The organism is Fodinisporobacter ferrooxydans, from assembly GCF_022818495.1.
In the GTDB taxonomy this organism is placed as follows: Bacteria; Bacillota; Bacilli; order Tumebacillales; family MYW30-H2; genus Fodinisporobacter; species Fodinisporobacter ferrooxydans.
Window position 1 is genome coordinate 3,302,663 of the sequence record NZ_CP089291.1, and the last position, 12,721, is coordinate 3,315,383.

Below are 12,721 nucleotides of genomic sequence, written 5' to 3' on the forward strand. Positions count from 1 at the left end.
ATTAGGTGAGCAAAACATCTGAACGGTATTGGAAAGAGGTAGCAGAAAGGAGAGGGGTTTGTGGCTGATTATCTCGTGATCGTTGAATCCCCTGCAAAAGCCAAGACGATTGGTAAATATTTAGGGAAAAAATATATCGTCAAAGCATCTATGGGGCACGTGCGTGATCTGCCGAAAAGCCAACTCGGTGTTGACGTAGAGGATTCCTTCTCTCCCCGTTATATAACGATTCGTGGAAAAGGAAATGTGTTGAAAGAATTAAAAGATTCCAGTAAGAAAGTCAAAGCGATTTATCTGGCTGCCGACCCTGATCGCGAAGGAGAAGCGATTGCATGGCATCTGGCACATTCTCTTGATATTGATGCACAAGAGCCTTGCCGCGTGGTGTTTAACGAAATTACGAAGCAAGCAGTCAAAGACGCTTTTCAACAGCCTCGAAAGATCAATATGGACTTGGTAAACGCACAACAAGCGAGGAGGATATTGGATCGCCTGGTCGGATATCAAATCAGTCCTCTCTTGTGGAAAAAAATCCGCAAAGGGTTAAGCGCCGGACGGGTGCAATCGGTAGCAGTTCGACTGATTGTCGATCGAGAGCAAGAAATTCGTGCGTTCAACCCGGAAGAATATTGGACGGTCACAGCGCAATTTAAAGAGCAAGGGCAAACATTTACTGCTGCGTTTTATGGATATGGAAAGAAGAAAACTCCATTGCCTTCCCGTGCGGAAGTGGATCAGTTATTGGAAGCGATTCGCGATCAGGAATTTTTCATTGAAGATGTGAAAAAGACGGAGCGCAGGCGCAATCCGTCGCCACCGTTCACAACGAGCAGTCTGCAGCAGGAAGCAGCTCGAAAGTTGAATTTTCGGGCCGCAAAAACGATGCAAGTCGCCCAACAGTTGTACGAAGGTCTTGATATTGGGGCGCTTGGAACGGTTGGTTTGATTACGTATATGCGTACAGATTCGACGCGGATTTCAACGCTTGCACAAGAAGAAGCAAAGGAATTTATCATCAGCGAGTACGGGCAGGATTTTTATCCGGCGACTTTACGCCAATATTCTACGAAAAGTGGAGCGCAAGATGCCCATGAGGCGATTCGCCCGACATCTGTATTGCATACGCCGGAAACGGTGAAGCCGTATTTAAGCCGCGATCAGCTTCGATTGTACAAACTGATTTGGGATCGGTTCGTAGCAAGTCAAATGGCTTCTGCTGTTCTTGATACGATGTCTGTTGATATGCGGATTGGAGAAGCCTTATTCCGCGCTACCGGATCGAAAATCAAGTTTCCCGGATTTATGTCTCTATATATAGAAGGAACAGATGAAAGCGAAGAGGAACAGGGATATTTACCCGATCTTCAGCCGCAACAACGATTAAAGCCGAATCAAATTGAGCCCAAGCAGCATTTTACGCAGCCGCCTCCGCGCTATACGGAAGCCCGCCTTGTGAAGACGATGGAAGAGTTGGGGATTGGCCGACCGAGCACGTATGCCCCCACGTTAGACACCATTCAGAAGCGCGGATATGCATTAATGGAAGATAAAAAACTTGTGCCGACAGAGCTGGGCGAGATTGTTGTCGATATCTTAAAAGAATTTTTTCCGCAAATTATTGATGTGGAATTTACAGCCAATATGGAGAAAAACCTGGATGGTGTGGAAGATGGCGACGTAGACTGGGTTGCCGTGCTCGACCATTTTTACAAAGACTTCCAAGATGACCTTGCAGTGGCTGAGAAAGAAATGGAAAAAATTCAAGTGCAAGAAGAATTGGCAGACGAAGCATGTGAAAAATGCGGTCGGCAAATGGTATACAAGCACGGTCGCTTTGGAAAATTTTTGGCTTGCCCAGGTTTTCCGGAATGCAGAAATACCAAACCGATTTTGAAAGAAGTTGGAGTCCCTTGTCCGAAATGTGGCGGTGATCTTGTTGAGCGGAAGGGGAAACGGCGGAAAATATTTTATGGTTGTAAAAACTATCCGGAATGTGATTATATTCTGTGGGATCCGCCAGCCAATCGCAGTTGCCCGACCTGTAAGTCCCCTCTTGTAAAAAAGAAGATTGCAAAAGGTGCGGACAAAGGCAAAACGTTAATCAAATGCTCCAACGAATCTTGCGAGTATACAGAATTGGAACCGACGGGGCAAGCGTGATGTTTGCCTCCTTTTCGATTGGAGGATACAGGTAGTGTGTAAGCAAAAAAACGTAATTGTGATCGGTGCCGGTCTGGCAGGTTCGGAAGCCGCTTGGCAGTTGGCAAAGCGGAACATTCCGGTGACTTTGTATGAAATGCGGCCGGAACGCAAGACGCCGGCACATCGATCGGATCAATTTGCCGAGCTTGTCTGCAGCAATTCATTGCGTGCAGCCGGTATTACAAATGCAGTCGGTTTGTTAAAAGAGGAAATGCGCACATTGGATTCTCTCATTATGAAGGCTGCCGATCGACATGCAGTCCCGGCAGGCGGTGCGCTTGCCGTCGACCGAGAAGCGTTTTCCGCGGCAGTCACGCAACTGTTGAGCGATCATCCGAATATACGGGTGGTGCGTTCGGAACTGCATGAAATTCCTGTTTCCGAAGACAATATTGTCGTTGTAGCCACTGGTCCGTTGACTTCCCCGGACCTGAGCCGATCGATTCAAGCGTTGACGGGCAGCGAATACTTTTATTTTTATGATGCCGCAGCGCCGATTGTCCTGAAAGAAACGATCGATTTTGACAAAGTGTATATGGCGTCACGCTATGGAAAAGGAGAAGCGGCATATATCAATTGTCCCATGGACGAAAACCAATTTCAGGACTTTTACGAAGCGCTGACGACAGCAGAAACCGTACCGCTGAAAGAATTTGAGAAGGAAATTTTCTTTGAAGGGTGTATGCCGATTGAAGTCATGGCAAAGCGCGGCAAGCAGACGATGTTGTTTGGACCGTTAAAGCCTGTGGGTTTGCCTGACCCGAAGACGGGAAAAATTCCTCATGCGGTGATTCAGTTGCGGCAAGATAACGCTGCTGCTACTTTATATAATATTGTAGGATTTCAAACACATTTAAAATGGGGCGACCAGGCGCGCGTGTTTCGGATGATTCCGGGACTCGAACAAGCGGAATTTGCCCGGTACGGTGTGATGCATCGAAACACGTACATCAATTCGCCGAAAGTATTGCAACAGACCTATCAATTGAAGGCACAGCCGAATATTTTCTTTGCCGGACAAATTACCGGCGTAGAAGGGTATGTGGAATCGGCAGCGGCAGGGTTGATCGCCGGTTTGAATGCGGCGCGCCTTTACTATGGTCAAGACGTTTTGACATTCCCCAGAGATACGAGCATTGGCTCATTGGCATACTACATAACGCATGCGTCGGTTGACAGTTTCCAGCCGATGAATGCAACATTTGGTTTGCTGCCGCCGCTCTCAGAAAGAATTCGCGACAAAAAACAAAAAAACGAACGAATTGCCAAGAACGCTCTAGATTCTTTGCAACAATTTATGAAACATGAGAGCGTTGAATCCTTCATATAGGTGTATATAGAATAGGTGTTAGCATGTAGTTGCGATTCATAACTGTGAAAATATAGGAGGTATACGATGGAACAGGCATTTCACGCAACCACAATTTTTGCTGTTCGTCGCGATGGAGTTTGCGCGATGGCGGGTGATGGACAAGTGACGTTCGGCAATGCAATGGTCATGAAACACAATGCCAAAAAAGTTCGGCGCTTATATAAAGGGCAAGTGGTGGCCGGCTTTGCCGGGTCTGTTGCCGATGCATTTACGCTATTTGAAAAATTTGAAGCCCGTTTAGAGGAATATCATGGAAATTTACAACGTTCAGCCGTTGAATTGGCGAAAGAATGGCGGATGGATAAAGTCTTGCGCAGGCTTGAAGCAATGCTGATCGTAATGAACAAAGATACGTTGCTATTGATTTCCGGCAATGGAGAAGTGATTGAACCGGATGACGATGTTGTAGCAATCGGCTCGGGCGGCAGTTATGCTTTATCGGCAGGGCGTGCCCTTGTCAGGCATTCGGATTTGAAAGCGCCGGAGATTGCCAAGGAAGCGTTGGCGATCGCGGCCGAAATCTGTGTCTATACGAATGATCATATCATAGTAGAAGTGATCGAATAGGGGGGATTGGAATGGAAAAGTCATTGGCACCGCGGCAAATTGTAGAGCAACTGGACAAATACATCGTAGGCCAAAAAGCGGCTAAAAAAGCGGTGGCTGTTGCATTGCGCAATCGTTACCGCCGCAGCAAGCTGTCGCCTGATATGCGGGATGAAGTGACACCGAAAAATATATTGATGATCGGGCCGACGGGTGTAGGGAAAACGGAAATTGCCAGGCGTCTGGCAAAACTCGTCGGAGCGCCGTTCGTAAAAGTGGAAGCGACAAAATTTACGGAAGTTGGATACGTAGGACGAGATGTTGAAGCAATGGTTCGGGATTTGGTAGAGACGGCGATTCGAATCGTAAAGCTGGAACGGATGGAAGGCGTCCGGGCGAAAGCGGAAGCGTTGGCGGAAGAGCGATTGGTACAGCTTCTTGTCCCGAATCCTGTGCAGCCGAAAAGTTTTAAAAATCCGTTGGAAATGTTGTTTCAATCAGGCGGCAATCCCCAGCAAGAATCAGCGCCGGAAACGGATTCCCTGCGGGCAGAGCGGGCCTTGGCAAGAAAACAACTGGCAAACGGGGATTTTGAAGACAAAGTGATCGAAATCGAAGTGGAGGAAACGAGCTCAGCCGCACTTGATTTCTTGCCAGGCTTGAATCAAGGGGAAATGGGCATCAACTTGCAAGAAATGTTAGGCAACATGATGCCTAAAAAAACTCGCAAACGCAAACTCACCGTCGCGGAAGCAAGGCAAGTGTTGATTCAAGAGGAAGCTTCCAAATTGATCGACATGGATGAAGTAACAGCCGAATCGGTACGGCGGGCAGAACAGTCGGGCATCATTTTTATCGATGAGATCGACAAAATTGCCGGTCGGGAACGGTCCGGTCCGGATGTATCGAGAGAAGGCGTACAAAGAGATATTCTTCCGATTGTCGAGGGATCGACTGTTATGACGAAATACGGCGCGGTAAAAACGGATCATATTTTATTTATTGCCGCTGGTGCATTCCACATTTCCAAACCGTCAGATTTGATCCCGGAATTGCAGGGCCGTTTTCCCATTCGTGTAGAACTGCAAAGCTTGACAGCCGATGATTTTGAACGGATCCTGACAGAACCAAAAAATGCGCTGCTCAAGCAATACTCCGCGCTGCTTGCAACAGAACAAGTCACATTGGAATTTACGCCGGACGCCATTCGGAAAATTGCCGAACTGGCAACACTTGTAAATGAAGAGACGGAAAATATCGGTGCACGCCGTCTCCATACGTTGTTGGAACGATTGATTGAGGATTTATCCTTCGAAGCTCCGGATATCGGCGAGACGCTCGTGACAATTACACCTGAGTACGTAACGGATAAGCTCGCGGGAATTGCAAAAAACAGAGACTTGAGCCAATTTATTTTATAATTGTGCGAATGTCAGCATGTGTTCGAATGCAGCATACAAAGAGCAGATTCGGCAGATCCTTGTCGATCTGTTTTTTTTTTTTTTTGCAACATTTTGCCGTGATTTCCATTATACATCTCCTGATGGGCGGAAAAGAAAGGGATACGATGATGTGTGGAGTTGTAATTGAAAATCAAATGATTTACAAGCAGACACATGCAGGAATTTGTCGTATTTTGCAGAATAATGTGTAGTGAAAATTTGAAAGCAGGTGAAAACATGTCGATCTTTGGTACACCTTTTTTCACCGTCATGGAAAAATCATTGGATGCGGCGACATTGCGGCAAAGAGTGTATGCGAACAATATCGCAAATATTGATACTCCGGGATTTAAACGTTCGGACGTGTCGTTTGAACGACAATTGCAAACGTATTTGCAAGGCAATACAGCCGGACAACCGTTGACCGGTTTTCGGACAGATCCGCGCCATATACCGATTCCTGGCAGTGGAGCGAATATGCTTCAGCCGACGGAATATGCAGATTCGAATACGACTGTTAACAATAACGGGAATAATGTGGACATCGATTCAGAGATGACGTTGATTGCCAAAAATCAGATTCAATATAACGCACTGGTCGAACAGATGAATCAGCAATTTTCCATGCTGCGATCGGCGATCAATGGCGGAGGTGCATAAGTGTGAGTCTGTTTCAGGGGATCGATATTAGCGCCTCCGGTTTGACGGCGCAGCGATTGCGGATGGATGTCATCGCCAATAATATCGCCAATGCGAATACAACCCGCACACCGGGCGGGACAGGGCCGTATCGCCGGGAAGTCGTAGAGTTGTCGCAAAAGCCTGCGAGTGCGTTTGGAGCAATGTTGAACCAATCGCTGAATCCGACAGGCGACGGCGTGCAAGTCACGAAGATCGCCCAGGATCAATCGCCGTTCAAGCTGGTATATGACCCGGGGAATCCCGATGCCGTGAAAGATCCGAAGAGTCCGATGTACGGATATGTACGGATGCCAAATGTCAATATCGTCACGGAAATGGTAGATTTGATATCCGCTTCCCGTTCCTATGAAGCGGATATTACGGCGCTCAATGCGTCGAAATCCATAGATATGAAAGCATTGCAAATCGGCAAATAGAAGGAGGCTTGATCTATGATACAGTCTGTAAGTTCCATCTTGCCCCAAACGGGAATTGGTTTGCAGTCTGCAGGTTCCAATTCTTCCGCCTCCGGGCAACCGTCTTTCGGCAAGTATTTGAGCCAGGCGTTGAATGGAGTCAACGATTCGATTCTGCAATCGCAAAAATTGGGGGAAGAGTTGGCCGCCGGACAAGTCAAGGATATACATACTGTCATGATCGCGGCGCAGAAAGCGACGCTGCAACTGCAATTGGCCGTGCAGGTGCGCAACAAGGCAATCGAAGCATATCAAGAGATCATGCGGATGCAAGTATAAGAGATGCAAGAGTGCTTGAAGTAACGGGGTGGAATGGTTGAATCAGCAGATTCGGCAGTTGATGGAGAAAATTACTGGTTGGTGGTCAAAATACGACGCCCGACAAAAACGGAATTTGATCATCATCGGCGCATTGGCATTGGCGATTCTGGCGATGAGCAGTTGGTTTTTGTTGCGGACCACGTATGTCGTGGCGTTTACCAATCAGGATGCCAAAAGTGCCGGTGAAATCGTCAATAAACTGACCGCTTTGAAAATTCCGTATAAAACGGAAGGGGGGAACATTTTGGTTCCTTCCCAGGATGCCGATCAGGTGAAAATGCAAATGGCGCTTGCCGGTCTTCCCAAAAGCGGATATATCACATATCAGGATATTTTTAACGCGAATAATTTAGGAATGACGCAAGGTCAGTTCGACCTGCAGAAGTTGGCGGCATTGGAGGGGAGCTTGTCACAGACCATCCAGTCCATCAACGGAATCGACGGCGCGGAAGTGCATATCGTGATGCCGCAGCAGCATTTGTTTGTAGACCAGGCTGTACAGGATGCCAAGGCGTCCGTATTGATCAATGAGGCGCCGGGTACGCAGTTGATTCCTGCACAGGTTTCCGGAATTCAACAATTGGTGGCACATGCCGTCCAAGGTTTAAAAGCGTCAAACGTATCTGTTGTGGATCAAAATGGGGTTCGTTTGAATTCCATGGATGAAGGGAGTCTGCAAAACAGCGCAAGTACAGATGTGGTGCGCGAGCTTCAAATTAAAAACCAAGTGGAAGATTCCATGGCAGAACGAATTCGCGCAGGATTGGAGCATATGTTCGGGAACGGCAATGTTACTGTGAACGTCAATGCAGATATTAATTTTGACCAGGTAACGACGCAAAGCCACACCGTTCAGCCGGTCGGAAACGGGAATACCGGGATCGTAGTGAGTGAACAGAGTTCAACTACTTCGTCTACAGGTACACCGGCAACTGGCGGCGTGCCTGGCCCTCCTTCCACTGTTCCAGGGAGTAACGTGACAACGACTGCGGGTGCCGGGAATGCCAGTTCGAATTACAATCAAAAAAGCAACACGACAAACTATGATTACAACAAGGTCGATACGACAACGAAGCAGGATCCATTCAAGATCAACAAATATACGGTAAGCGTGCTGGTCAATGCCAATCTGACGCCACAATCGATGCAACAAATTAAAGATTATATCGCAACTTCCATTGGAGCACAAAACAATGGTTCGAAAAATGCGGATATTACTGTAGCGAGTGCAAAATTCCAAGTGCCGGTCAATCCATTTACCGGAACGAAATCGATATGGTATCAAAACCCCTATGTGATTGGCGGCGGATTGTTAGGGTTGGCATTAGCGGCAGGCGGTGGATTTTTACTTGCGAGGCGTCGGAAACAGGGGGATTCGGCTTCTGAATTTGATATGGAGCCGATTTTGCCGGATGCACCTGTTATCGAAGAGACGGCACAACAAAAGTTGAGGAAGGATTTAGATTCGTTTGCAAGCAAAAATCCGGAGGAATTTGCAAATTTGTTACGGACTTGGCTGGTGGAGGATTAGAGGTGATATGAAGTGGCACGTACCCCGAAAATAACAGGGAAGCAAAAAGCCGCAATTCTCTTGATATCTCTAGGACCTGACACAGCCGCAAGAGTGTATAAGCATTTGCGTGAAGATGAGATTGAACAGTTGACGCTGGAAATTGCCAATGTGCGCAAGGTGGACCTTGAACAGAAAGATGAAATCCTTGAAGAATTCCATCAGATCTGTCTTGCACAAGAATATATTACACAGGGCGGAATCGAGTATGCAAAAGATATTTTAGAGAAAGCGCTAGGGCATCAAAAAGCTTCTGATATTATCAATCGGCTGACAGCTTCCTTACAGGTTCGTCCATTTGATTTTGCCAGGAAAGCAGATCCGACCCAGATTTTGAATTTTATCCGAAGCGAACACCCGCAGACCATTGCTCTTGTATTGTCCTATCTGGAGCCGGCTCAAGCAGCTATCATCTTGTCGGCATTGCCACAAGATATGCAATCGGATGTTGCGCGCAGAATCGCTTTGATGGAGAGCATTTCGCCTGAGATTATCACGCAAGTGGAGCGAATTCTCGAGAACAAGCTTTCGACGATGAGCGTGCATGACTCTTCCAAAGCCGGTGGTATTGACACGATTGTTGAAGTGTTGAACGGCGTGGATCGTTCAACAGAAAAGACGATTCTGGAATCGCTGGAATTACAAGATCCGGAGCTTGCTGAAGAAATCAAGAAACGTATGTTCGTATTTGAGGACATTGTCAATTTGGACAACCGCTCCATTCAACGTGTGATTCGCGATGTCGATACGAATGATCTCATGTTGTCATTGAAAGTATCCAGCGAAGATGTTCAGGAAGTGCTGTTCCAGAACATGTCGAAGCGCATGGCGGAAACCTTCAAGCAGGATATGGAATTTATGGGGCCGGTGCGGCTGCGTGATGTGGAAGAAGCGCAGCAGCGGATTGTCGGTATTATTCGGCGCCTGGAAGATGCAGGTGAAATTGTAGTATCACGCGGAGGCGGTGATGATGTCATTGTCTAGAATCATCAAGTCGACAGAAACTTCCTTAGCGCGGGCAAAAGTGATTGAAATCATCCAGGTATCTTTTGATCCCGGCCACGAACGTGATTCCGTCGATCGCAGTGATCCCGGGAAACATGAGATCGTTGAAGAGACTGCCATGCAACAAAAGTTGCTGGAGAGATTCGAGCAGGAAAAACTGCAGGCGTGGATTCAATTGGAACAGGAAAAACAGAGGTTGCAGGAAGAATATGAACAATTAAAACATGCGTTGCTGTCAGAACAAAAACAAGCGATGGAAACGGCTCGCAAAGATGGATTTGCTTCCGGATATGATGAGGGTAAAAACAAAGCATTTGAAGAATATCGAACGACCATTGAAAAGTCGGAGCAAATCCTTAGATACACGCAGCAAGAACGTCTCGACTATCTGGCAGAAAATGAACCATTTATGATTGAACTGGTATGTGAGATCGCCAGACGGGTGATTCATAGACAATTGCAAGTATCTCCCGACTTGTTGATTCCAATCATCAAGCAGGCATTGCAAGAAATTCAAGATTATCAAAAAGTTGAGATTCGGGTACATCCGGACGATTATGAGCATGTCTTTCAATCGAAACATACGTTGGTAAACTCCATACCCGGTCAAAGCGAAATTTTGATCATACCTGACAGCAATGTCGAGAATGGCGGTTGCGTCATTCAGTCGGAATTTGGAACAGTGGATGCCAGGATCGATACACAACTATCTGAAATCAAACGAGCCTTAACAAGTGTAGCCAGAGGAACAGACTAATGCGGTTGCCGAATGAGCGTTTGCAATTGTATAAAAACTATTTGCACCAAGTAAAACCGATCCGAGTCAATGGAAAAGTCACAAAGGTTATTGGCATAACCGTTGAATCACAAGGACCTGCAGCAAAAATTGGCGATATATGCAAAATTCATTCTTCCACGAGAGAAGCCACGCTTGCGGAGGTTGTCGGATTTCGGGATCATCGGGTTGTATTGATGCCATTTTCGGATATGAGCGCGATCGGACCAGGCAGTGAAATTGTCGGTACAGGGGAATCCCTGCGTGTTCGTGTAGGCAGAGAACTCTTGGGCAGAATCGTAAACGGCCTTGGCGAACCGATTGATTCATATGGGGATTTGTTCACGCAAACGGTATATCCGGCACAGCAAAATCCTCCGAATCCGCTAACCAGACCTAGAATTACGGACGTACAAGAAGTAGGCGTTCGAGCCATTGATGCACTGCTGACAATTGGACGCGGCCAACGGGTCGGCGTATTTGCCGGCAGCGGTGTTGGGAAAAGCACGCTATTAGGCATGATTGCCCGCAATACTGCTGCGGATGTGAATGTCATCGCATTGATTGGCGAGCGGGGGAGAGAAGTACGGGAGTTTATTGATAAAGATCTAGGCTCTGAAGGTTTGCAAAGATCTGTTGTGGTAGTGGCAACGTCTGATCAGCCTCCATTGATGCGAATAAAAGGAGCATTCGTCGCAACTTCGATTGCCGAATACTTTCGCGATCAGGGGTATTCTGTCAATCTTATGATGGATTCGGTCACGCGTGTGGCGATGGCCCAACGGGAAATTGGCCTGGCAATCGGAGAACCGCCGACGACAAAAGGGTATACACCGTCTGTATTTGCCCTTTTGCCCAAGTTGCTGGAAAGGGCCGGGACTTCCGAGAAAGGTACGATTACCGGTCTTTATACGGTGCTTGTCGATGGTGATGATCTGAATGAACCGATTGCAGATGCAGTTCGAGGAATTTTGGATGGACATATTGTCCTCTCAAGAGATCTTGCGAACCGGGGGCATTTTCCAGCCATTGATGTACTAGGGAGCATTTCCCGTTTGATGACAGATATTACAGACTTTGATCAAAGAGATGCAGCAAGAAAACTGCGGACGATCCTGGCGGTTTATCGGGATGCGGAAGATCTGATCAAGATCGGCGCGTATCAAAGCGGGACAAATGAAAGAGTGGATATCGCGATTCGTCATGTCGACCAAGCAGAAGATTTTTTGCGTCAGGATATGCATGAACAAGCGACTTTTTCTGACAGTCGTTTACGCTTACTCGAGCATTTTGGAGGAATCAACATATGAATCGTAAAGTTGCAACCTCAACAAAAATCGCCAATTTTAAAAAACATCTGCGCGGTACGGCAGAATTGGAGTATGAAGAAGCATGCAATCAATTGAATGCTTGGCAAAAAAAACTTGACGATAAGCAAAGGGAAGTTCATGAGGCACAGTCAAGCGTATCGATTGCATTGGAAGCGCGCATGCACACTGCAGAAATTGTATCGTGGCAGCGTTTTATCGATGTATGTAAGCAGCAAATGGCAGAATTATCGATGCACTGCCAGCGAACGGAAGCCCTCTGCAAAGAAAAGCGCGAGCGATTGATTGAAAGCTATCAGGAAGAACAAAAATGGATCGAATATCGAAATCGTCAAATCATCCTGCAAAAAAAAGCGTTGGAATTTTCTGAACAAAAATTTTTGGATGAACTTGCGGTTCAAAGAAATTCACGTCCAGAATAGAGGTGGCGTGAATGGGAGCAAAGGAAAAGAAGAATCGGTTTCAATGGTTTCTATACATCGTATGTATTCCGGTGCTGTTTACACTTTTATTATCCATGGTCGTATTAAGCATGCTCGGTTTCCCGGTCATTGGGAAATTAAAAACAGTTTTTCATTCGATGTACACACATGGGAATGCAACGAATGTGCAAAAAACGGCCAATCAAAAGCAGACAACGGCCAATCAAAATTCGAATGGAAATTTGCAAGCTGCGATCCGCCAATTGCAATCGAAAAATCAGCAACTAAATCAATCGAACAATAGCGACAATCAAGAAATTTCAGCATTGCAGCAGCAAGTCAAGCAGTTGCGGCAACAGTTGACAGCGGCCAACCAGGTTTCGCAAACATATGTTGACCAAGCGAAGGTGTATGCCGCGATGCAACCGGATCAGGCTGCGAAAATCATTCAGCAATTGCCGGAAAATGTGGCGCTGCAAGTATTGTCACATTTGCAGCAAACGACAGAAGCTGCCATTTTCGACAAAATGGATCCGAAAACCGCTGCAAACTACCTGGCAAAACTTGCCCATTAACGGCAG

At 46.8% G+C, this 12,721-nt stretch carries 13 protein-coding genes; all 13 read left to right on the forward strand.

Annotated elements, in window-relative coordinates; genetic code table 11:
* Positions 1–60 precede the first annotated feature (60 nt).
* The 13 genes from topA to LSG31_RS15885 all read left to right on the forward strand — a co-directional run bounded on the left by topA (position 61) and on the right by LSG31_RS15885 (position 12,715).
* Positions 61–2,160 carry a type I DNA topoisomerase gene (topA, locus tag LSG31_RS15825; protein WP_347436035.1) on the forward strand — a complete coding sequence of 700 codons (2,100 nt, stop codon included), beginning with the start codon at positions 61–63 and terminating at the stop codon, positions 2,158–2,160.
* Positions 2,161–2,194: 34 nt separating this feature from the next.
* Entirely contained in the window at positions 2,195–3,532 is a 1,338-nt protein-coding gene (gene trmFO / locus LSG31_RS15830; protein ID WP_347436036.1) for a methylenetetrahydrofolate--tRNA-(uracil(54)-C(5))-methyltransferase (FADH(2)-oxidizing) TrmFO, read from the forward strand.
* Positions 3,533–3,598: 66 nt separating this feature from the next.
* Positions 3,599–4,141, forward strand: a complete 543-nt coding sequence (hslV, locus tag LSG31_RS15835) for an ATP-dependent protease subunit HslV (protein ID WP_347436037.1) — start codon at positions 3,599–3,601, stop codon at positions 4,139–4,141.
* A gap of 11 nt (positions 4,142–4,152) precedes the next feature.
* A complete protein-coding gene (hslU, locus tag LSG31_RS15840) occupies positions 4,153–5,541 on the forward strand; it encodes an ATP-dependent protease ATPase subunit HslU (protein ID WP_347436038.1) in 1,389 nt (462 codons plus the stop codon).
* Between the two features lie 258 nt (positions 5,542–5,799).
* On the forward strand, positions 5,800–6,222 hold the full coding sequence (gene flgB, locus LSG31_RS15845; RefSeq protein WP_347436039.1) for a flagellar basal body rod protein FlgB: 423 nt from the start codon (positions 5,800–5,802) through the stop codon (positions 6,220–6,222).
* A gap of 2 nt (positions 6,223–6,224) precedes the next feature.
* Positions 6,225–6,680: a flagellar basal body rod protein FlgC gene (flgC, locus tag LSG31_RS15850; RefSeq protein ID WP_347436040.1), complete on the forward strand. Its 456-nt coding sequence runs from the start codon at positions 6,225–6,227 to the stop codon at positions 6,678–6,680.
* 15 nt (positions 6,681–6,695) lie between these two features.
* Positions 6,696–6,998: a flagellar hook-basal body complex protein FliE gene (fliE, locus tag LSG31_RS15855; RefSeq protein WP_347436041.1), complete on the forward strand. Its 303-nt coding sequence runs from the start codon at positions 6,696–6,698 to the stop codon at positions 6,996–6,998.
* A 37-nt stretch (positions 6,999–7,035) separates the two neighbouring features.
* Complete coding sequence (gene fliF, locus LSG31_RS15860; RefSeq protein WP_347436042.1) at positions 7,036–8,571, forward strand: flagellar basal-body MS-ring/collar protein FliF; 1,536 nt, start codon at positions 7,036–7,038, stop codon at positions 8,569–8,571.
* A gap of 12 nt (positions 8,572–8,583) precedes the next feature.
* Complete coding sequence (gene fliG / locus LSG31_RS15865; protein ID WP_347436043.1) at positions 8,584–9,594, forward strand: flagellar motor switch protein FliG; 1,011 nt, start codon at positions 8,584–8,586, stop codon at positions 9,592–9,594.
* A complete protein-coding gene (fliH, locus tag LSG31_RS15870; RefSeq protein ID WP_347436044.1) occupies positions 9,581–10,372 on the forward strand; it encodes a flagellar assembly protein FliH in 792 nt (263 codons plus the stop codon). The genes fliG and fliH overlap by 14 nt, the downstream gene beginning before the upstream one ends.
* Positions 10,372–11,700 carry a flagellar protein export ATPase FliI gene (gene fliI, locus LSG31_RS15875; RefSeq protein WP_347436045.1) on the forward strand — a complete coding sequence of 443 codons (1,329 nt, stop codon included), beginning with the start codon at positions 10,372–10,374 and terminating at the stop codon, positions 11,698–11,700. Before fliH ends, fliI begins: the two co-directional genes overlap by 1 nt.
* Positions 11,697–12,140 (forward strand): flagellar FliJ family protein, encoded by a 444-nt coding sequence (locus LSG31_RS15880; RefSeq protein ID WP_347436046.1) that lies wholly within the window; start codon positions 11,697–11,699, stop codon positions 12,138–12,140. Before fliI ends, LSG31_RS15880 begins: the two co-directional genes overlap by 4 nt.
* Before the next feature lie 11 nt (positions 12,141–12,151).
* Positions 12,152–12,715, forward strand: a complete 564-nt coding sequence (locus LSG31_RS15885) for a MotE family protein (protein ID WP_347436047.1) — start codon at positions 12,152–12,154, stop codon at positions 12,713–12,715.
* Positions 12,716–12,721: the final 6 nt, after the last annotated feature.